General features: G+C 61.0%; 18 protein-coding genes. 11 read left to right on the forward strand and 7 right to left on the reverse strand.

Going from position 1 to position 20009, the window contains the following annotated elements; all coding sequences use genetic code 11:
• Nucleotides 1-85: 85 nt before the first annotated feature.
• Both HUW52_RS18465 and HUW52_RS18470 read right to left on the reverse strand, forming a co-directional pair.
• Complete coding sequence (locus HUW52_RS18465; protein WP_175554496.1) at nt 86-1033, reverse strand: FecR domain-containing protein; 948 nt, start codon at nt 1031-1033, stop codon at nt 86-88.
• Nucleotides 1030-1536, reverse strand: coding sequence for a sigma-70 family RNA polymerase sigma factor (locus HUW52_RS18470; RefSeq protein WP_034152323.1), 507 nt, complete (start codon nt 1534-1536; stop codon nt 1030-1032). Before HUW52_RS18470 ends, HUW52_RS18465 begins: the two co-directional genes overlap by 4 nt.
• Nucleotides 1537-1832: 296 nt before the next feature.
• On the opposite strand from HUW52_RS18470, the gene HUW52_RS18475 reads away from it, so the two are divergent.
• The 4 genes from HUW52_RS18475 (at nt 1833) to HUW52_RS18490 (ending at nt 7396) form a co-directional block, all read left to right on the forward strand.
• Nucleotides 1833-3551, forward strand: a complete 1719-nt coding sequence (locus HUW52_RS18475; RefSeq protein ID WP_175554497.1) for a hydrogenase maturation protein — start codon at nt 1833-1835, stop codon at nt 3549-3551.
• Between the two features lie 651 nt (nt 3552-4202).
• Nucleotides 4203-5066 carry a LysR family transcriptional regulator gene (locus tag HUW52_RS18480; protein WP_175555705.1) on the forward strand — a complete coding sequence of 288 codons (864 nt, stop codon included), beginning with the start codon at nt 4203-4205 and terminating at the stop codon, nt 5064-5066.
• Nucleotides 5067-5177: 111 nt separating this feature from the next.
• Nucleotides 5178-6323, forward strand: coding sequence for an SRPBCC family protein (locus HUW52_RS18485; protein WP_175554498.1), 1146 nt, complete (start codon nt 5178-5180; stop codon nt 6321-6323).
• Nucleotides 6320-7396 carry an SMP-30/gluconolactonase/LRE family protein gene (locus HUW52_RS18490; protein WP_175554499.1) on the forward strand — a complete coding sequence of 359 codons (1077 nt, stop codon included), beginning with the start codon at nt 6320-6322 and terminating at the stop codon, nt 7394-7396. Before HUW52_RS18485 ends, HUW52_RS18490 begins: the two co-directional genes overlap by 4 nt.
• Before the next feature lie 134 nt (nt 7397-7530).
• Here HUW52_RS18490 and HUW52_RS18495 read toward each other — a convergent pair whose 3' ends face one another.
• Together HUW52_RS18495 and HUW52_RS18500 are read right to left on the reverse strand one after the other, a co-directional pair.
• Nucleotides 7531-7695, reverse strand: a complete 165-nt coding sequence (locus tag HUW52_RS18495; protein ID WP_175554500.1) for a hypothetical protein — start codon at nt 7693-7695, stop codon at nt 7531-7533.
• Between the two features lie 109 nt (nt 7696-7804).
• Nucleotides 7805-8047 carry a YdcH family protein gene (locus HUW52_RS18500; protein WP_016983385.1) on the reverse strand — a complete coding sequence of 81 codons (243 nt, stop codon included), beginning with the start codon at nt 8045-8047 and terminating at the stop codon, nt 7805-7807.
• Nucleotides 8048-8252: 205 nt separating this feature from the next.
• On the opposite strand from HUW52_RS18500, the gene HUW52_RS18505 reads away from it, so the two are divergent.
• Entirely contained in the window at nt 8253-8774 is a 522-nt protein-coding gene (locus HUW52_RS18505; protein ID WP_175554501.1) for a DUF4142 domain-containing protein, read from the forward strand.
• Between the two features lie 293 nt (nt 8775-9067).
• Here the strand turns inward: HUW52_RS18505 and HUW52_RS18510 are convergent, their stop codons facing one another.
• Entirely contained in the window at nt 9068-9331 is a 264-nt protein-coding gene (locus HUW52_RS18510; protein WP_122605203.1) for a hypothetical protein, read from the reverse strand.
• Between the two features lie 249 nt (nt 9332-9580).
• Between HUW52_RS18510 and HUW52_RS18515 the strand changes: the two genes are divergently transcribed.
• The 6 genes from HUW52_RS18515 to HUW52_RS18540 are packed head-to-tail and all read left to right on the forward strand — an operon-like array spanning nt 9581 to nt 15008.
• Entirely contained in the window at nt 9581-10432 is an 852-nt protein-coding gene (locus HUW52_RS18515; protein ID WP_175554502.1) for an STAS domain-containing protein, read from the forward strand.
• Nucleotides 10433-10436: 4 nt separating this feature from the next.
• Nucleotides 10437-10799: an STAS domain-containing protein gene (locus HUW52_RS18520; protein WP_007912539.1), complete on the forward strand. Its 363-nt coding sequence runs from the start codon at nt 10437-10439 to the stop codon at nt 10797-10799.
• Nucleotides 10796-11200, forward strand: coding sequence for an anti-sigma regulatory factor (locus tag HUW52_RS18525; protein ID WP_008084828.1), 405 nt, complete (start codon nt 10796-10798; stop codon nt 11198-11200). Before HUW52_RS18520 ends, HUW52_RS18525 begins: the two co-directional genes overlap by 4 nt.
• On the forward strand, nt 11197-12207 hold the full coding sequence (locus HUW52_RS18530; RefSeq protein ID WP_175555706.1) for an ATP-binding protein: 1011 nt from the start codon (nt 11197-11199) through the stop codon (nt 12205-12207). The genes HUW52_RS18525 and HUW52_RS18530 overlap by 4 nt, the downstream gene beginning before the upstream one ends.
• Nucleotides 12200-13075, forward strand: coding sequence for a sensor histidine kinase KdpD (locus HUW52_RS18535; protein ID WP_175554503.1), 876 nt, complete (start codon nt 12200-12202; stop codon nt 13073-13075). The genes HUW52_RS18530 and HUW52_RS18535 overlap by 8 nt, the downstream gene beginning before the upstream one ends.
• A complete protein-coding gene (locus HUW52_RS18540) occupies nt 13065-15008 on the forward strand; it encodes a response regulator (protein WP_175554504.1) in 1944 nt (647 codons plus the stop codon). Before HUW52_RS18535 ends, HUW52_RS18540 begins: the two co-directional genes overlap by 11 nt.
• 199 nt (nt 15009-15207) lie before the next feature.
• Here HUW52_RS18540 and HUW52_RS18545 read toward each other — a convergent pair whose 3' ends face one another.
• Together HUW52_RS18545 and HUW52_RS18550 are read right to left on the reverse strand one after the other, a co-directional pair.
• Complete coding sequence (locus HUW52_RS18545) at nt 15208-17841, reverse strand: excinuclease ABC subunit UvrA (protein WP_175554505.1); 2634 nt, start codon at nt 17839-17841, stop codon at nt 15208-15210.
• Between the two features lie 31 nt (nt 17842-17872).
• Nucleotides 17873-19984, reverse strand: a complete 2112-nt coding sequence (locus HUW52_RS18550) for a PAS domain-containing sensor histidine kinase (RefSeq protein ID WP_175554506.1) — start codon at nt 19982-19984, stop codon at nt 17873-17875.
• Nucleotides 19985-20009 lie beyond the last annotated feature (25 nt).

The raw sequence follows: 20009 nt of genomic DNA on the forward strand, positions 1-20009 counted from the left end.
GTTTCCCTGTTGGAGGCATCTGCAGGGAATGAGCAGCGGGCCGGCGCTTTTTATAGGGCGGCGATTAGGCCAAGAAGTTATGGGTTTATAACCGCGCGTCGATGCTGACCCAGTACGGGTTGTGCCACGTGACGCGAATTGGCAGCGAGCGCTCCAGCAGTTGCAACGTGCGGTCGCTGTCGTCGAGCGGATAGAGGCCGCTGAGGCGCAGATCCGCAACATCGGAACTCAGGTGCAAGATGCCGCGCCGGTAGCGGCGCAGGCTGTCGATGACCTCGCGCAGAGGCCGGTCGCGCACTTCCAGGCGACCTTGCACCCAGGCACTTTCCTGACCGTTGCTGCGTTCCAGCGACAACAGTCCGGCGCCGTTGAACAACAGACTTTCGCCTGCCTGCACCACTTGCCGCGCACCGCCTGCGCTGACCACTTCGACCTGCGAATGAAGCATCACCAAGCGCGTCGCCTCTTCGTTGTGCTGCACGAGAAACTTCGTCCCCAGCGCCCGCATGCGGCCATGCTCGGTCTCGACCACAAACGGCCGCGCCGAATCTTTCGCCACATCGACCAACAATTCACCACTGCGCAACGCGAGCAAGCGTTGCTGGTGATCGAACAAAGGCACCACTCGACTGCGTGCATTGAGCGTTAAAGCGCTGCCGTCGGCGAGTGTGAAGTCACGTCGTTCACCGGTTCCGGTCGCCAACTCCCCCGTCTCCGGCAGCCAGCCGTAGCGCCTTCCGAGCAGCCCGGCCAACAGCGCAATGCCGAGCACACTCAAACTGCCGCTGATAAAGCGTCGACGGCTCGATGGTGCATTGAGGCTGTGCAGCAGACTGCTGCGCGGCAAGGTGCGAAGGTTCGGGTTGCGCAGCAAATTCAGGCCTCCGCCCATCTGCTCGATGACCTGCTGATGCCGTGGATCGGCAAGCCGCCAGGCCTCAAACGCTGCCCGCTCGGCCATGCCCGCCTCGCCCGACTGCAACAACGCCAGCCATTGCGCGGCCTCGTCGATCACCGCATCGTCCGGCCTCATGCCTGCATCGCCTGATAGCAGCGCTTGAATGCTTCGACCATGTATTGCTGCACGCGACTGGTCGACACGCCGAGCCGCTCGCCAATCTCGCTGTAAGTCAAACCGTCGAGCTGGTGGTAGAGAAACGCTGCTTTGGCCTTGGCCGACAGCCCATTGAGCAAGCGATCGACCGCCAGCAGCGCTTCGATCACCAGCGCGCGTTCTTCCGGCGACGGATGCACCGGCTCGGGCGCCAACGCCAGGCTTTCCAGATAGGCGCGCTCAAGGTCCTGGCGACGCCAGCCTTCGTAGACCAGCCGCCGGGCGATGGTGGTCAGCAGCGCGCGCGGCTCGCGAATGGCTGTCGGGTCCGGCAATGCCAGCACCCGCAGAAAGGTTTCCGAGGCGATGTCCTGCGCACTGTGCGGGCAACCCAACGTGCGGCCAACGGCAGCGCACAGCCAGCGATAGTCCTTTTGGAACATCTGCCCAATGATCTGGTAATGCGGGTTGTACCCACCCATGCCTTGCTCCCTGAAACGGGTCCCACCCGCTGCGAAAAACCATCGTTCTGCCGGGATCGTCCGGCTCTGATCAGGCGCGACTGTGCAATAGCCTCGAAGACATTTGAAGTAATAAAAAATCACCACAAGCAAACCATTGAGCATAAGCCGCTTCGTCGCCGCAGAAACATTGGCTGACAGAACGTTGACCTCGATCACTGGCGCGTGGCCGGCCACTGATTAATCTCGCCGCTCCATCGAAAGCCAGGGACGGCTCACCGAGAGCCGTGGCTGAACCCACTCAAGGAAGAGCAAACATGCGACCACTCAACATCATTCTGCTGTCGTCAGCGTTCAATGGCCTGACCCAACGTGCGTGGCTGGAACTGCGCGAGGCCGGGCACTCGCCCAGCGTAGTGCTGTTTACCGATGAAAACGCCGTGTGCGAACAGATCGAACACAGCGGCGCCGATCTGGTGATCTGCCCGTTCCTCAAGGACCGTGTGCCCGAAGCACTGTGGAGCAATGCGCAGCGTCCGGTGGTGATCATTCATCCCGGCATCGTCGGCGATCGCGGCGCCAGTGCCCTCGACTGGGCGATTACCAACGAGCTGCCGAGCTGGGGCGTCACCGCGTTGCAAGCGGTCGAGGAAATGGACGCCGGTCCGGTGTGGGCCACCTGCGAATTCAATCTGCCGTCGGGCCTGCGCAAATCCGAGCTGTACAACGGCCGGGTCAGTGATGCGGCGATTCGTTGTATTCGCGAAGTAGTGGAGAAATTCATCGAAGGCTTCGAGCCGGTGGCTCTGGACTATGCCAATGTAAAAGTGCGCGGGCGTTTGCAGCCGAACATGAAACAGGTCGACCGCAGTTTCAGCTGGCACGACTGCGCGCGCTTCATCAAACGCTGCATTGATGCCGCCGACGGCCAGCCCGGCGTATTGGCGAGCCTGGCCGGCGGTCAGTATTACGTGTACGACGCACACCTCGATTCGCGCAGCGGCATGCCCGGCGAGATTCTCGCGGTGCATGACGATGCGGTGCTGGTCGCGGCCGGTGATCAGAGTTTGTGGATTGGTTCGTTGCGACGCAAACCGCAACCCGGCGAAGAAACCTTCAAGCAACCCGCGCGGCATCTGTTGGCCGAGCAATTGGCCGACGTGCCGGTGCTGGACTGGTCGATCGCCACACAGCCGTTCAGCGAAGAAGCCTATCAACCACTGCGTTATCGCGAATCCGGCATCGTCGGCGAGCTGACCTTCGAGTTCTACAACGGCGCCATGAGCACCGAGCAATGCCAGCGCATGGTCGCCGCGCTGCGCTGGGCCAAATCCCGTGATACGCAAGTGCTGTTGATCAAGGGCGGGCGCGGCAGCTTTTCCAACGGCGTGCATTTGAACGTGATTCAAGCCGCGCAGGACCCCGGTGCTGAAGCCTGGGCGAATATTCAGGCGATCGACGATGTCTGCGCAGAACTGCTGACGGCCCGGCAACTGGTGGTCAGCGGCGTCACCAGCAATGCTGGCGCCGGTGGTGTGATGCTCGCGCTGGCCGCCGATATTGTGTTTGCCCGCGCCGATATCGTGCTCAATCCGCATTACAAGAGCATGGGTTTGTACGGCTCCGAATACTGGACTTACAGCCTGCCCCGCGCCGTCGGCCCGGCGATGGCCGAGCAACTGACTCAGGCGTGCCTGCCGGTGAGCGCGGTGCAGGCGTGGCAACTGGGCATGGTTCAGGAAATCGGCCCGCGTTGCCCGGACGAGTTTTCGCTGTGGTTGCTGCAACGGGCCAATGGAGTTTTGAGCGATCCGACCTATGAAGCGGTGCGCGAGCGCAAGGCGCGGGTTGATCAGGCGTTGATCCAGCAATGCCGCGAAACCGAGTTGCAGGAGATGCAGGAAGACATGCTGTACAACCGCAATCAATTTGCCGAGAAGTGCCGAAATTTTGTCTACAAGCGCAGGGTGTGTGGCACGCCGGCGCGGTTGATTGAAGAGTGGGCGCGGGTGCGTTTGACCGAGTTGGCCAGTTGATTTTGCGGTGACTGCATTTTCCCTCACCCTAGCCCTCTCCCAGAGGGAGAGGGAACTGATCCGGGGATATTGGAGATTTACACCGACCTGAGGGGCTTGCTCTGAATCCATAATCGACTCGGTCTTTCAGGTCGATGTATGCCGCAAGACACGCCGACGCGGTTGATCGAGGAGTGGGCGCGGGTGCGTTTGACCGAGTTCGCCAGTTGATTTTGCGGTGACTGCATTTTCCCTCACCCTAGCCCTCTCCCAGAGGGAGAGGGAACTGATCCGGGGATATTGGGGATTTACACCGACCTGAGGGTCTTGCTCTGAATCCATAATCGACTCGGTCTTTCAGGTCGATGTATGGCGCAAGACACGCCGGCGCGGTTGATCGAGGAGTGGGCGCGGGTGACCGAGTTGGCCAGTTGATTTTGCGGTGACTGTTTTCCCCTCACCCTAGCCCTCTCCCGAGGGAGAGGGAACTGATTGGGGGATGCTTTAGAGGTTCGCCGACATGAACGATCTCTACTGAATTCATAATCGCTTCAATCTTTCAGGTCGATGTATGACGAAAGACACCTCGGTCAGTCCCCTCTCCCTCGGGGAGAGGGTTAGGGTGAGGGGCTTTTGCCGTTACAATACCGCACCTCAAACACCGGCCCGCCCATGGACATCGACCTCGCTCGCACCTTTCTGGAAATCGTCCGTCACGGCAGTCTCGCCGCGGCCGCGCAGAAGCTGTTCGTCACGCAAACGGCGATCACCGCCCGGGTGCAAAAGCTCGAAAGTCAGCTGGGCAGCACGCTGTTCGTGCGCAACCGCGCCGGGGCGAAACTGACGCCCAATGGCGAGGCCTTTGTGGTCTACGCCAATCAACTGGTGCAGACCTGGGAAGCCGCGCGCCGTGATCTGCCGCTGCCCGAGGGCTACCACAACGTGTTGCATATCGGCGGCGAAGTCAGCCTGTGCAACCCGTTGATGCTCAGTTGGGCGGCGGAGCTGCGCGAAAAGATTCCCGGGCACGCCCTGCGCATGGAAATCCGCGACGGCGAAAACCTGCTGCGCCAACTGGAACTCGGCGTGCTCGACGCGGCGCTGGTCTATCAGCCGGAATACTGGCCGGGATTGCAGGTCGAGCAAGTGCTGGAAGAAAAACTGATTCTGGTGCGCGCGCCCGATCGCCCTGATCCCTACGTCTATATCGACTGGGGCCCGGACTTCCGCCGCCAGCATGACGCCGCCCTGCCGGAAAAAGCCAAAGCGGCGCTAAGCTTCAACCTCGGCCCGCTGGCCTTGCAATACATTCTCGAACACGGCGGCAGCGGCTACTTCCGCACCCGTGTGGTGCGCACCTATCTGGAAAGCGGCGCCCTCGAAGCGGTGACCAAAGCCCCGGAATTCGGCTATCCGACCTACCTTGTCTACTCACGCGATCGCGATTCGACGACGCTGCAGCAAGCCTTCCATCTGCTGCGCGAAGTGATCCGCACCGATGATGACTGGTCGCAACGCTGGAACCCGTTGAGCTGAAGCGGCGGCTTTACAGCCGATCATGGCGCAAGTGACACCGAGGTCCGGGCAGCACAAATGGCCGGATCGGCTAATCTGCCGGGTATAACAACAATCCCCGCAGGTGATGCAGTGAGGCAGACCACCGAGGCATTTCGCAGCCGCTACCGCGCGGCCATTCATCCGCGGTACAACCCGTGGCTGCACGGTACGTTCGTGCTGCTGTTCGGCGCGCTGGCCATCGGTGCATTCTGGAGCAGTGTGCAGCAGGTCAGTCTGCTGGAATGGCTGACGGTACCGCTGACCCTGCTCCTCTTCAACTTCGGCGTGTACATGGTCCACCGCCATCTCGGCCACCACAAAAAGACCTTCGCGAAAATGTTCTACGCCCGGCACGCGGGTGATCATCACAGCTTCTTCACCCCCGGCCATATGACCTACGACGGCCCCCGCGACTGGCGGGTGATTCTGTTCCCGGCGTGGCTGATCGTGCTGCACACGCTGGTGATTACCCTGCCGCTGTGGTGGCTGCTCGCACAAGCAAACGCCAACGTCGCCGGGTTGTTCGGCGGCTGCATGGTGCTCGGTTATCTGACTTACGAAGTGTTTCATGCCTGCGAACACCTACCGCCGCAAAACCCGCTGACCCGCCTGCCGTGGATCCGTCAGATGCGCCGCCTGCACGAGCTGCATCACCGCCGCGAGCGCATGCAGGAGCGCAACTTCAACATCGTTCTGCCGCTGATGGACTACCTGTTCGGCACCCTTTACTGGGAGCCGGAAACCACCCCTTTGAGCTACGCGAGAATGCCCATGACCCGCATGCAGCACACGATCGATATCGCTGGCGACCCCATTGCCGTGCTGGCCTACGCCGCCAGTGTCAGCCGCTGGCCGGAGTGGCACCCGTCGTCGCTGAAAATCGACGGTGCCCACGGCCCGCTGCATGCCGGCGCGCGCTTTGAAGAGGACATTCACGCGGGTGGACGTGAAGGCCATTTAAGCTGGGAAGTCACCGAGTACTTGCCCGGCCGACGCTGGTGCGCGCGGGCGCAAGGTGATCATGGATTATCGCTGCTGTTGACGTATGAATGTACCGCCGAGGGCAGCGGCACGCGGTTCGTGCGCACGCTGGATTATCGCTTCGACGGTTTGGCCATGCGCATCGCCAATCACCTGCTGCTCAAACGCCGCATCGAGCGCGAATCCGCCGCGTCGATGCTGGCGTTGCGTGACATGGCCGCGCAATACCTGGCCTCGGCGAGGGCCAGCGCGTGAAGCTACGGCATCTGTTGTTGCTGCTGATCCTCATCGTCATCGCGTTCTTATTGTTGATGCCGACCAAAGTCGAACCGGTGGCCTGGACGCCGCCGCCGACACCTTCGCTGACAGAAGGCATGTATGCCGAAAACCAGAAACTCAAAGGCATAGCGCAGGTCGGGCCGAGCGACATCGAAGGGCCGGAAGCCTTGCTGCTGGAAAGTGACTTTTTAATCACCGGGCTGCACGACGGCCGACTGATCCGTACCAGTCTCGACGGCCAGCAACGCAAGGTACTCGCCGACACCGGTGGCCGCCCGCTGGGATTGGCCCGGCACCCGAACGGTTTGCTGGTGATTGCCGACGGGGTCAAGGGTTTGCTGTCCCTGGATGCGCAAGGTCAGTTGATTCCTTTGACCACGGAGGCCAACGGTCTGGCCTTCGGTTTCACCGATGACGTGGCCATCGACAAGTCCGGGCATTACGCCTATTTCAGCGATGCTTCCAGTCGCTGGGGTTACGGCCACGACGGCGAGGCGATCATCGAGCACGGCGGTGACGGACGCCTGCTGCGCTATGACTTCCAGAGCGGCAAAACCAGTGTCCTGTTCGATAAGCTTGAGTTCGCCAACGGCGTGACCCTCGGCCCGGACGACGCCTATGTGCTGGTCAACGAAACCGGTGCCTACCGCATCAGCCGTTACTGGCTGACCGGGCCGAAAGCCGGCACTCACGATGTGTTTATCGACAACCTGCCGGGGCTGCCGGACAACCTCGCGTTCAATGGCAGTAACCGGTTCTGGGTGGCGTTGTACGCGCCGCGCAATGTCTTGCTCGACGGTACGGCCGGGCATCCGTTCGTGCGCAAGATGATCGTGCGGGCGCTGACGGTTTTGCCTAAACCGGTGGAGAAGCGCGGGTTTGTGCTGGGGCTGGATCTGGACGGCAAGGTGATTGCCAATCTGCAGGATGCGAGCAGTGGCAATTATTCGCCGATTACCACGGTGCGTGAGTATGGGCCGTGGTTGTACTTTGGCTCGTTGAAGGCCACGCATATGGCGCGGATGCCGTTGGATGCGGCGCTGAAGTGAGCCATGCGGATTCTGTGTTGCATGGGCAGACGCCTTCGCGAGCAAGCTCGCTCCCACAGGGTTATTTGCTGGTCACAGCATTTGTGGCCAACAGATATCTCTGTGGGAGCGAGCTTGCTCGCGAAGACGGTCTGTCAGTTGCTGGACTTGTCGAACTTGTCCGGATCTTCGTCTTCAGGCAGATCCTCACCCGGCTCTTCGGGGTTGGCCGTGGTATGCGCCGGGCTGTTCGGTTCAGGATGCGTGGGAACCGGGTCGAATGCGCCCTGCTCTTCACTGGGGAATTTGGGATCGTTCATAAGGCACCTCGCAAAGAGTCGATGATGAAAGACTCTGTACATTCGAGGTGCCGGTCGTGGCTGTCGTTCCCGTCAATCCGCTACCGCAGGTCGGCGGATCAACAGGGCCTCAGGTTCGCGCCTGTAATTGTTCGACGATCTTGTCTTTGACCTGCAAGCGCTTTTCTTTGAGTTTTTTCAGCGTGTCGTCGCTGGGAGCATCCGAGGTCGCAGTCTCGGCCTTGACTACTTCGGCGTCCGCCTGGGAGTACTTGTTGATCAGTGCGTCCAGATGTGGATCCGCGGTGCGTTTTTGCTGGATCTCTTCCTTCGTAAGCTTCAAATCCTGTAACAGATCATGGGTCACCGGCATGGAACACCTCCGTCAGTTGATCGGCTGGCCGACGCGACCGATTGCGCTGGCCAGTTATCAGAATGGCCTCGGTTGCATGGTTCTGTCGACCACCTGTCAGACCAGCGGTGCCCGTTCGTCGCCCTGTCGCAAATGCGATCAAACCTTTGCTCGCCGCAATCCCTCCATTGGGTTAACACCAACAAAAACTGCGTGGAGATACACAATGGACGGATTCAACCTGCGTCATCTGGTTTTGGCTGTCGCTTTGAGCAGCGGTATGGGCAGCGCCTTCGCTGCGACTGACAATGACTTTGTCGATAACGCCGCGGCCGGTGGCATTGCCGAAATCGAAACCAGTCGTCTGGCCCTGGAAAAAAGCCAATCGGCTGACATCAAGGCTTTCGCCAACATGATGATCACCGATCACGGCAAGGCCAACGACGAACTGGCGAGCATTGCCAAGGCCAACGACATCGAAGTTCCGGACACTACGACCCTGGTCAAACAGGCCAAGGAAAAAATCCTCGAAGTGCGCGATGAGTCTTTCGACGCGGCGTACGCCAACAATCAGGTGAAGGCGCACGAAGAGACCATCGAGCTGTTCAAGAAAGAAGCCAATACTGTGACGGATGACAAGGTTAAAGGTGCCCCTGAATTGAAAGCGTTTGCGCAGAAAATGCTGCCGGCGCTGGAAAAACATCTCGCGGCTGCCAAGGAATTGCAGGCCAAACATCCGAGCAAATAAAAGGCTTGCCCTCACCCCAGCCCTCTACCGGAGGGAGAGGGAGCCGACCGAGGTGGATGTTTGAGCTACGCCGACTTGAAAGTCTTGAGTCGAACTCAGGTTATGAACAGCCCCTGATCTGAAATCTCGAGCTGAACTGGGCTTTTGAAAGGCACCGAGATCGGCTCCCTTTCCCCCTCGCCCCCTTGGGGGAGAGGGCTGGGGTGAGGGGGATCGATGTCAGCAACACCACCACATCCAAGCGAAAAAAAGGCCGCATCCAATAGATGCGGCCTAGTCATATCCACCGAACATCAACCGCCATCCGTATCAATATCAGCATCCGTTTCCTCCCCCGGCTTCGCCCGATCCGGCTGCGGTTTGAAACCCGGGCTGAACTCATTGTCATTGTCCGTATGCTGGTTTTTCTGATCCACCGCCGGATCAGCACTCTGCGCCTGCCCGCCATCGCCCTGCTGCTGCGTCGGCGCCGGCTGCCCCGGCACCTGCGGGTCGATCGCCGGATCATTGCGATTGATCGGTTCGCCAGATTGGCTCTGCTTCGTTTGCTCGTTCATGGCCACCTCGTTGGTCAAACACCCCCGGCGCACATCCGCCGGGTGTTAAAGATTCGAAGCCTGCCCCACGCCAACGTTCAAAACTTCGCCGCGCCCGGCCACGCCGACTAGAGTTACCGGGACGTTCCTTGCGCCAGATCAAAAATATACGTGCGCGAACGAACAACTATTTCGAACGGCAAATGTCGATCATTTCGCGGCGATCACTTTTCACGATCGCCCCCCAATTCGCGACGGAGCAACAGGCACATGGCAGCACTGCAGAACAGCACACTCGATGCGATGAAAAACAAACAAGCACAACTGCTGGGCGAATGGATCAACGGCCTGCAAGCCAGCGGCGCCACGCGTAACCTCAAAGATCACGATCTGCAGCAACAGACCACAGAGTTCCTGCAATTAGTGGTCAGTGGCCTCGAGAACGACAACGGCAACCACATTGCCGCACAGGGTTGGGAAACCACCCGCCAGTTTCTCGAAAAACTCTCCCACAGCCGCGCCCTGCTCGGCCAGGATTCGCAACAGACCGCCAGCTTCATCTTCGCCCTCAAAGGCCCGCTGTTTAACCTGCTCCAGAATCACTACAAAGACCAGCCTGCGCTGCTCGCCGAACAGCTCTGGGAAGTCTCCGAACTGCTCGACGCCTTCGGCATGCACACCATCCGCACTTTCCAGAAATCCCGCGAGGCGGTGATCAAGCGCCAACAGGAAGAACTGCTGGAGCTGTCGACCCCTGTGGTCAAGCTGTGGGACGGCGTCCTGGCGCTGCCGATGATCGGCACCCTCGACTCGCAGCGCACGCAAGTGGTGATGGAATCGCTGCTGCAACGCATCGTCGACACCGGTTCGGAAATCGCCATCATCGACATCACCGGCGTGCCGACCGTCGATACTTTGGTTGCCCAGCACCTGCTGAAAACCGTTACCGCGATCCGCCTGATGGGCGCCGACTGCATCATCAGCGGTGTGCGTCCGCAAATCGCGCAGACCATCGTCCACCTCGGCCTCGACCTGCAAGGCGTGGTGACCAAGGCCAATCTGGCCGACGCGTTGAAACTGGCCCTGACCCGTCTCGGCATCAGCATCGGCAAAGCGGTCTGAACCCATGGAGAGAATTCCGATTCTTCAGATGGGCAAGTTCCTGCTGGTGACCATTCAGGTCGACATGCATGACCAGCTCGCTCTCACCTTGCAGGACGACTTGTCCGAGCGCATCAGCAAGACCTCGGCGCGGGGCGTGCTGATCGACATCTCGGCGCTGGACATGGTCGACTCATTCATTGGCCGGATGATCAGCACAATCTCCGGCCTGTCGAAAATCATGGACGCCGAAACCATGCTGGTCGGCATGCAACCGGCAGTGGCGATCACCTTGGTCGAACTCGGCCTGACCTTGCCCGGCGTCAGCACCGCACTGAATGTCGAGCGCGGGATGAAACTGCTGCAGGAACGAGTAGACCGGCAATGACCGTACGCAGCAGCGGTACTCAACCCATTCACATCGAGCAGGATGTCGTGCTCGCGCGCCAGACCGCACGCAAACTGGCCACCGAATGCGGAATGCGCCTGATCGACCTGACGAAAATGGTCACGGCGGTCAGCGAACTGGCGCGCAACACCATGGTTTACGGTGGCGGCGGCGACATGGACTGGCAGATTCTCGATGAGGATCACAAGGTCGGTCTGCGCTTGACCTTCCGCGACGAAGGCCCGGGAATTCCCGACCTGAAACTGGCGATGACCGACGGCTGGACGTCCGGCAGCGGCATGGGCCTGGGCCTGACCGGGGCAAAACGTCTGGTCGAAGAGTTCGAACTGGACACCGAGCCCGGCAAGGGCACCCGAATAACGATTACCCGATGGACATGAATATCAGCGGGTCGATGACCCAGGTTTTACTGATCGAAGACAGCAGCCAGATCGGCCACGCCCGCCGCACGGCGCAACAACTGGCCGAACAACATGGCTTTGACGAGCGCGATGCCGGACGCGTGGCTCTGGTGGCTACGGAGTTGGCGAGTAACGTGCTCAAGCACGCGAGCCACGGTGAAATGCACCTGCGGGTGTTGCCGCGCGCCAATGGTTTTGGCATTGAATTGCTCGCCATCGACCGAGCTCAGGGGTTTGATCTGCAGGCCTGTATGGCCGACGGGTTTTCGACCGGAGGCACCCAGGGCATCGGCCTCGGCTCGATATCGCGTCAGACCGAAGTGTTTGATGTGTACGCCGATGCCCGTGGCGCAGTATTACTGGCCCGGTTTTATCCACGCTCGGATCGCGAACCGGACATGCATTTTGGCGTCAGCCAGCACTCGCTGCACAACGATCCGGCCTGCGGCGATGTCTGGCACTTGGCGTATGACAACGGCAGCATCAGCGCGCTGATCATCGACGGTCTCGGTCACGGAGAAGATGCCGAACGCGCCGGCCGGGCTGGCGCGGAAACCTTCGCCCTGACGCCCTTCGCCGAGCCGGTGATGCTGACGGAGGACATGCACCGCGACATGATCGGCACTCGCGGCGGCGCTGTCGCGTTCGCCCAGTTCGATGCGCGGCGCGACCACTTGACCTTTGCCGGCGTCGGCAACATCGGCGCCAGTCTGATCAACGCCGACAAGTCACGTGGACTGGCCTCGCACCCAGGCATTGTCGGCGTGCAGTATCGGAAAGCCAGACCCTTTGACTATGCTCACGTGAACGGACATCTATTGATCATGTACAGCGACGGCTTGCAGTCCCGTTGGAACCTTCAAGACTACCCCGGTCTGGTGCACCGCCATCCCGCCGTGATAGCCAGCGTCCTGCACCGCGACTTCTGTCGCGGGCGCGATGATGTAACGGTGCTGGTCGTTGCCCTGGAGGCCGCCCATGGCTGAGTTGCCGATTCTGAGCAGTGCCGAACAGGCCGCACTGATTGCGCAGTTGCAGAGCGAGACTGCAGCCCTGCGCGAAGAACTCGATGAAACCAACCAGGGTGTGCTGGCCCTGTACGCCGAACTCGATATACAGGCTGAGGAATTGCGCCAGGCCTCGGACTTGAAAAGCCGTTTCCTGTCGTACATGAGCCACGAATTCCGCACGCCACTGGGCTCGATTCTCAGCATCAACAGCCTGCTCGCCGACGAGCTCGACGGCCCGCTCAGCCCTGAACAACACAAGCAGGTAGCGTTCGTCAGCACCGCTGCCCGCGAGTTGAGCGACATGGTCGATGACCTGCTCGATCTGGCGAAGATCGAGGCCGGGCGCATCACGATTTCCCCAGCGTGGTTCGACATGTTCGACCTGTTCTCGGCGCTGCGCGGGATGTTCCGGCCAATTGTCGATGCCTCCGCCGTGGACCTGATTTTCGAAGAACCGGTCGGTTTGCCGCGCCTGTACACCGACGACAAGAAACTCGGACAAATCCTGCGCAACTTCATTTCCAATTCACTGAAGTTCACCACCCGTGGCGAAGTGCGGGTGTCCGCGCGCCTCGAAGGCGTGGACAAGGTGCGTTTTGCCGTCAGCGACACCGGAATCGGTATCGCACCAGAGCTACATGGCGCATTGTTCGAGGACTTTTCCCAGGTCGACTCGCCGCTGCAGAAACGTCTGCGCGGCACCGGGCTGGGCCTGTCACTGTGCAAACGCTTCGCGGCCCTGCTCGGCGGTGAAGTCGGGCTGGAAAGCACGCCGGGGGTCGGCTCGACCTTCTTCGTGGTCATTCCACTGGCGATCGCTCTGGAGAACGTCGATGAAACGTGACATCCGCCTGTTGATCGTCGACGACAACGTTGCCACCCGCTACGCCCTGCGGCGACGGCTGGAGCGCCACGGTTACGAAGTCCTTGAGGCCGGTACCGGCGGCGACGGGCTCGCGCTGATCGACAGTGAAGCGCTCGATGCGTTGATTCTCGACGTCAATCTGCCGGACATGAGCGGTTTCGACATTGTGCGGATTCTGCGCGCCGACAGCCGCACCGCGCTGCTGCCGGTGATCCACGTCTCCGCAGCATCGATCCAGACCGGCGACATCATCACCGGCCTTGATGCCGGTGCCGATGCCTACCTGATTCACCCGATCGATCCGGACGTGCTGCTGGCCACCCTGCGTACGCTGTTGCGGGTGCGCGACACGGAAAATGCCCTGCGCGAAAGTGAAGCGCGATTCCGCGAGATTTTCGCCAATGTGTCCGCACCTATCGCAGTGCTCGATGCCAGCCTCAAGGTGCATGAGTGCAACCAGGCCTTCGCCCAACTGATTCTCGACAATCAGGACCCGAAAATCCTGCGTGAATGCTTCGCCGAGGAGCAGAGCGCCATCCTCAATGAGCTGCGTCTGCGCCTGGTCGATGGCGAACGCTGGAAAGGCACGCTGAACATGCGCGTGCAGGGTGAAATTCGCGAGACCGAGTGGCAGATTTCACCGTACCGCACGCCAGAGTTGAGCCTGGTGTTCGTCGAAGACGTTACCGAACACCGCCATCGCGAGCGCTCGCATCTGGCGCGTCTGGATGACACCACCACGCAACTGGCCAAGGAAGTCGCCGAACGTGCGCGCGCCGAGGCGCAGTTGCTGCAAGTGCAGAAGATGGACGCACTGGGCAAGCTCACTGGCGGTATCGCCCACGACTTCAACAACCTGCTGACCGGGATCATCACCAGCCTCGAACTTATCCAGAAACGAGTCGCCGATCAGCGTCTGGACAAGGTGCAGTTTTACAGCGAAGCGGCGCTGAATTCGGCGATGAGTGCCGCGTCCCTGACTCATCGTTTACTCGCCTTCGCCCGTCAGCAGCCGCTGGATACGCGGCCCGTAGACATCAACGACCAAGTCCGTTCGCTGGAAGAATTGCTGGTGCGCACCATCGGTGAACGGATCAGCCTCAAGCTTGAACTGACCAGCAAACCGGCCATCGCCCTGGTCGACCCGGTGCAGCTGGAAAGCGCAGTATTGAATCTGGTGATCAACGCCCGCGATGCGCTGCCGGCGGGCGGCAATATCTGGGTCAACACCTACGCCGCGTACTCCCACGGCGATCCGAATCTGGCCGATGGCGCTTACGTGGCGCTGTCGGTGCGCGACGACGGTACCGGGATCGAGCACAACGTCATCGATAAGGTCTTCGATCCGTTTTTCACCACCAAGCCGTTGGGTCAGGGCACAGGACTGGGGCTGTCAACGATCTACGGTTTTGCCCGCCAGTCGGGTGGCGACGCGCACATCCGCAGTGTGGCGCGGCGTGGCACCGAAGTGACCATCATGTTGCCGGCCACCACCGACCCGACAGGCGCCGACATCCCCGCGCCGGTGGTCGATCCGCAAGGCAGTGGTGAGCATGTGCTGATAGTCGAAGACATGCCGTCGGTGCGCATGTTTGTCACTGAAGTGCTGGAAGACGCGGGCTATCGCTGCACTCAGGCGGCGGATATCGAAACGGCGCTGGAGCGATTGCAGAACGACTCGTCAATCAATCTGCTGCTGACCGACGTGGGCCTGCCGCGCATGAGCGGCCGGGAGTTGGCGGATGTGGCGCGGGGTTGGCGCGAGGGACTGCCGATCCTGTTCATGACCGGGTATGCGGAAACGGCGATCAATCGTCAGGTGTTTCTCGGCAGTGGCATGGACATGCTGGTCAAGCCGTTTCAGATCAGTGAACTGCTCGACAAGGTTCGCCGCACCCTTGATGGTGCCTGATCTAATGCCTTCGCGAGCAAGCTCGCTCCCACAGATACTTCTGTCGATTACCGATCCAATGTGGGAGCGAGCCTGCTCGCGAAGGCGTCAAATCAGTGACTTCATCTGTGACTGACACTCCGCTTTCGCGAGCAGGCTCGCTCCCACAGGGGGCTTGTGTACTGATATCCAGTTCATTGGGCCAACTGGACCGCAGCAACTATCGGTTCAAAGCCCTAGCCAGAAACGGCGCCGTCCGGCTCTTCTTGCTCGCCGCAACCTTCTGCGGTGTGCCCGCAGCGACAATCCTGCCGCCCTGATCCCCCGCCCCCGGGCCGATGTCGATCACCCAGTCACTTTGCGCCACCACACGCATTTCGTGTTCGACAACAATCACCGTGTGCCCCGCCGTCACCAGCGTGTCCAGTTGCTCAAGCAACCGATCAACATCGCGCGGATGCAGTCCGGTGGTCGGTTCATCCAGCACGTACAAGGTTGCGCCGCGCTGGTTGCGCTGCAATTCGGTGGCCAGTTTGATGCGTTGTGCTTCGCCGCCGGACAACTCTGTGGCCGGCTGACCCAGACGCAGATAACCCAGGCCAATGTCCCGCAGCACTTCCAGTGAACGGCGAATCCCCGGTTGCTCGGCGAAGACTTTCACCGCCTCCTCCACGGTCAGTTGCAGCACCTGTGCGATGCTCAAACCCTGCCAGAGAATCGCCAGCGTTTGCGGGTTATAGCGTGCGCCATGGCAGGTCGGGCACGGTGCATAGACACTCGGCATGAACAATAACTCGACACTGACAAAGCCTTCACCCTCACAGGTGGCGCAACGGCCCTTGGCGACGTTGAAGGAAAACTGCCCGGCGTCATAACCCGCCGCCCGGGCGTCGTCGGTCGCGGCATACAGCTTGCGCACGTTGTCGAACAAACCGGTGTAGGTGGCCAGATTGGAGCGTGGCGTGCGGCCGATGGGTTTCTGATCGACCTGCACCAGTCGCTTGATCGACTCCAGCCCCGACGTGACCTGGCCGCTGCTGAGTTGCGGTGCGTCGTCTTCGAGGCTGAGTTCTTGCGTCTCGCTTTCCCGCGTTGGACGGCCCAACTGCGCGCCGACCAGTTCCAGCAACGCCTGACTGACCAGACTCGACTTGCCAGAGCCGGACACGCCCGTCACCGAGGTGAAGCAGCCCAAGGGAAATTCGGCACTCAGATTGTTCAGGTTGTTGCGGGTAATGCCATCGAGTTTCAGCCACGCCGTCGGTTTGCGCGCGGCGCGTGTCTGACGCTGCGATTCGGCAAACAGATAAGCGCGGGTCTGTGACTGTTCGATCTCGGCAAGACCTGCCGGCGGGCCGCTGTACAACACTTGCCCACCCTGCTCGCCCGCCGCCGGGCCGACATCGATCAGCCAGTCAGCGCGGCGCATGGTTTCCAGATCATGCTCGACCACAAACAGCGTGTTGCCGTCAGCTTTCAAGCGTTGCAAGGCCTCGAACAACGCTTCGCCATCGGCCGGGTGCAAACCGGCGGAAGGTTCGTCGAGGACATAAATCACACCGAACAATTGCGAGCCCAACTGCGTCGCCAAGCGCAAGCGCTGCAACTCGCCGGACGACAGCGTCGGCGTGCTGCGTTCCAGCGCCAGATAACCGAGGCCCAGATCGGTCAGCGTGCTGACCCGCTCGAGCAGATCCTCGGCAATGCGCTGCGCCGCCAGACGCTTTTCCAGCGACAGGTTTGGTGTGTGACGCACGTCCGGCGCGGAGCCGTGGCCGCTGGCACCATGGGCCACGCGCTGCTGGCGGGCCTCGCGGGTTTGCGCGTGGCTCAAGGTCTCGCCGGTTTCTTCGGCCTGCTGCAGATAACTGGCCGCCGCCACCGGCCGCAATACTTCGGCCACTTGCAGCAAAGGCATCTGCGACAGCTCACCGATGTCATACCCGGCAAACGTCACCGACAACGCTTCACGTTTCAGGCGCTTGCCGTCACACAACGGGCAAGGGCTGCCGAGCATGAACTGCGCGACGCGCTTCTTCATCAGCGCACTTTGCGAATGGCTGAAGGTGTGCAGGATGTAGCGGCGGGCGCCGGTGAAGGTGCCTTGATAACTCGGTTCCATCTTGCGTTTGAGGGCGACGCGGGTTTCTTCCGGGGTCAGCCCGGCATACACCGGCACGGTGGGGGTTTCTTCGGTGAAGAGAATCCAGTCGCGCTGCTTTTTCGGCAGCTTTTTCCACGGGATGTCGACATCGATGCCCATGGTTACGAGGATGTCGCGCAGGTTCTGGCCCTGCCATGCCAACGGCCAGGACGCCACCGCGCGTTGGCGGATGGTCAGGTTGGGATCGGGCACCATCAGCGCTTCGGTGACTTCATAGACGCGGCCGAGACCATGGCACTCCGGGCAGGCGCCTTGCGGGGTGTTCGGCGAGAAATCCTCGGCGTACAACATCGGCTGCCCAGGCGGATAACTGCCGGCGCGCGAGTACAACATTCGGATCAGGCTCGACAACGTGGTGACACTGCCCACCGACGAACGCGTACTCGGCGTACCGCGCTGCTGTTGCAGAGCCACGGCCGGCGGCAGGCCCTCGATGGAGTCGACATCCGGCACGCCAACCTGATCGATCAGCCGTCGCGCATACGGCGCCACCGATTCGAAGTAACGACGCTGGGCTTCGGCATACAAGGTTGAAAATGCCAGCGACGACTTGCCCGAACCGGACACTCCGGTAAACACCACGAGAGCATCGCGGGGAATGTCGATATCGACGTTCTTGAGGTTGTGTTCACGGGCGCCGCGCACCCGGACCATGCCGGCGGGTGCTTTGGAGGTGCGTTTGGAAGTCATCGACCTGCCTTGATAAAGGAATGTTCAGCGCTCAGTTGCCGAGAACCACCCGAATCATCTGCAATAAGGCTTCGGGGCTGTACGGTTTGCCGAGCAAGTGAGTATCAGGACTCAATTGGTGATTGCGCGAGATGATGTCGCGGGTGTGCCCGGAGGTGAACAGTACCGCCACCGGCGGCGTCTGCACCTTGGCCCAGGCGAACAGGTCAGAGCTTTTGATCAGCCCCGGCATGACCACATCGGTGAAGATCAGGTCGACGTCGGTGCCTTCCAGCAGCATTTGCATGGCCGCATCGCCGTGGCCGGCGGTCAACACGCGGTAACCCTCCTCGCGCAACAACTCAACGGCCGAGGCGCGCACCGCGTCGTTGTCCTCGACCACCAGAATCGTCTCGTGGCCGCCGCTCTGCTGCCGTTGCAGATTGGGCGACTCATCAAGGATCGGGCGCAGGCTGCGCGGGAAGTACAACTGCACCCGCGTACCCTCGCCGAGGGTACTGGCGATCTCGACGTGGCCGCCGCTCTGTTTGACGAAACCGAACACCATGCTCAGGCCCAGGCCGGTGCCCTGACCGTCAGCCTTGGTGGTGAAAAACGGTTCGAAAACCTGCTCGAGAATGCCTGGCGCGATGCCGGCACCGGTGTCACTGACACCGACGCGGACAAACTCGCCGGAAACGATGCCTTTACCGGCACAGAACTCGCGATCGAGGCGCACGTTGGCGGCGCTGAGCGCAATGGTGCCCTCGCCCTTCATCGCATCACGGGCATTGATCGCCAGGTTGAGAATGGCGTTTTCCAACTGGTTGCGGTCGACGTTGATATGCCACGGTTGCTGCGGCAGCTGCACATCGATCTGAATGGTTTCGCCCAGCGCTCGCTGCAGCAATTCGCCGACACCTTCGAAGATCTGCCGCGGATTGCACACTGCCGGCGACAACGGCTGGCGCCGGGCAAACGCGAGCAATTGCGAGGACAGCTTGGCGCCGCGTTCGACCGCCGCCAGCGAGGCACTGACCCGGCGCTGCACATTGGCGTTGTTCGGTTCGTGGCGCGCGAGCAGATGCAGATTGCCGGCGATCACTTGCAGCAGATTATTGAAGTCGTGAGCGACACCGCCGGTCAGCCCGCCAATCGCTTCGAGTTTCTGCGACTGGCGCAACTGCTCTTCAGCCGCCAGCCGCGCCTCGACTTCCTCGCCCACGCGCTGTTCGAGGTTGCGGGTAAATTTGAGCAGGGATTCTTCGGCAATCTTGCGCTCATGAATGTCGATCAGTATCCCGGGAAAACGCAGCGGCGCACCGTGTTCGTCGAACTCACACGCGCCACTGGCCAACACCCACAGATAACTGCCGTCACTACGCCGGACGCGATACTCGGCGTTATATGGCTCGCCGGTCTGCACGGAATGGGCGACGCGCTCTTGCACCCAGGCGTGGTCATCGGGATGGATGCGCGATTCAGCAATGTCCTGGGCCAGATTGCTCAGGTCGTGATCCGGCGGATACGAGAACGTACGGGCAAAACGCTCATCCGCGGACAATGTGTTGTTTTTCACGTCCCAGACAAACGAGCCGAGCAAGGCCCCGGCATTCAGCGCCAGACGGACCCGCTCATTGTCAGCGCGGTAGGCTTGTTCTGCCGCCTGACGCCGGCGTTCGGAGTGCATGAATTCGGTGGTTTCCACCACCATGGCCATCACCCCGCCGGGCGCTCCGTCATCATTGGCCACCGGGCTGTAATACAAATCCATCCAGACGTCTTCGGGGACGCCGTCGCGCAACAGCACCAGTTCTTTGTTGCGGAAGGACAAAGTGCCGCCCGCCAGACAGGTGTCGACCACATGCCGGTTGAACTCGGCGACTTCCGGCCAGCCCAGCTCTACCGGTGAACCGAGCAGATATGGATGGCGACCACCGGCAAATATCGAATAGGCGTCGTTGTAGATCATGTAGCCGGCGCGGCCCCAGAGCATGACCATCGGCAGTGGCGAGGCCAGCATCAATTGCACCGCGCTGCACAGGCTGGCTGGCCAGCTGTTCAGCGGGCCGAGTTCGGTGTGGCGCCAGTCGAACGCACTGATGCGCCCGGCCATTTCGCCTCTCCAGCCGTCACAACCATGGCTATCGGATAAAAACTGCATCGACTGACTCAGTGCCCTTAGTTGA

It is taken from the genome of Pseudomonas sp. 43A, assembly GCF_013363935.1.
Classification (GTDB): Bacteria; Pseudomonadota; Gammaproteobacteria; order Pseudomonadales; family Pseudomonadaceae; genus Aquipseudomonas; species Aquipseudomonas crudilactis.

What these genes read in the sequence shown, in the direction of transcription:
- HUW52_RS18465 (WP_175554496.1), bottom strand. Translation starts at nt 1,033, where the DNA reads ATGAGGCCGGACGATGCGGTGATCGACGAGGCCGCGCAATGGCTGGCG.
- HUW52_RS18470 (WP_034152323.1), bottom strand. Translation starts at nt 1,536, where the DNA reads ATGGGTGGGTACAACCCGCATTACCAGATCATTGGGCAGATGTTCCAA.
- HUW52_RS18475 (WP_175554497.1), top strand. Translation starts at nt 1,833, where the DNA reads ATGCGACCACTCAACATCATTCTGCTGTCGTCAGCGTTCAATGGCCTG.
- HUW52_RS18480 (WP_175555705.1), top strand. Translation starts at nt 4,203, where the DNA reads ATGGACATCGACCTCGCTCGCACCTTTCTGGAAATCGTCCGTCACGGC.
- HUW52_RS18495 (WP_175554500.1), bottom strand. Translation starts at nt 7,695, where the DNA reads ATGAACGATCCCAAATTCCCCAGTGAAGAGCAGGGCGCATTCGACCCG.
- HUW52_RS18500 (WP_016983385.1), bottom strand. Translation starts at nt 8,047, where the DNA reads ATGCCGGTGACCCATGATCTGTTACAGGATTTGAAGCTTACGAAGGAA.
- HUW52_RS18505 (WP_175554501.1), top strand. Translation starts at nt 8,253, where the DNA reads ATGGACGGATTCAACCTGCGTCATCTGGTTTTGGCTGTCGCTTTGAGC.
- HUW52_RS18510 (WP_122605203.1), bottom strand. Translation starts at nt 9,331, where the DNA reads ATGAACGAGCAAACGAAGCAGAGCCAATCTGGCGAACCGATCAATCGC.
- HUW52_RS18515 (WP_175554502.1), top strand. Translation starts at nt 9,581, where the DNA reads ATGGCAGCACTGCAGAACAGCACACTCGATGCGATGAAAAACAAACAA.
- HUW52_RS18520 (WP_007912539.1), top strand. Translation starts at nt 10,437, where the DNA reads ATGGAGAGAATTCCGATTCTTCAGATGGGCAAGTTCCTGCTGGTGACC.
- HUW52_RS18525 (WP_008084828.1), top strand. Translation starts at nt 10,796, where the DNA reads ATGACCGTACGCAGCAGCGGTACTCAACCCATTCACATCGAGCAGGAT.
- HUW52_RS18530 (WP_175555706.1), top strand. Translation starts at nt 11,197, where the DNA reads ATGAATATCAGCGGGTCGATGACCCAGGTTTTACTGATCGAAGACAGC.
- HUW52_RS18535 (WP_175554503.1), top strand. Translation starts at nt 12,200, where the DNA reads ATGGCTGAGTTGCCGATTCTGAGCAGTGCCGAACAGGCCGCACTGATT.
- HUW52_RS18540 (WP_175554504.1), top strand. Translation starts at nt 13,065, where the DNA reads ATGAAACGTGACATCCGCCTGTTGATCGTCGACGACAACGTTGCCACC.
- HUW52_RS18545 (WP_175554505.1), bottom strand. Translation starts at nt 17,841, where the DNA reads ATGACTTCCAAACGCACCTCCAAAGCACCCGCCGGCATGGTCCGGGTG.
- HUW52_RS18550 (WP_175554506.1), bottom strand. Translation starts at nt 19,984, where the DNA reads ATGCAGTTTTTATCCGATAGCCATGGTTGTGACGGCTGGAGAGGCGAA.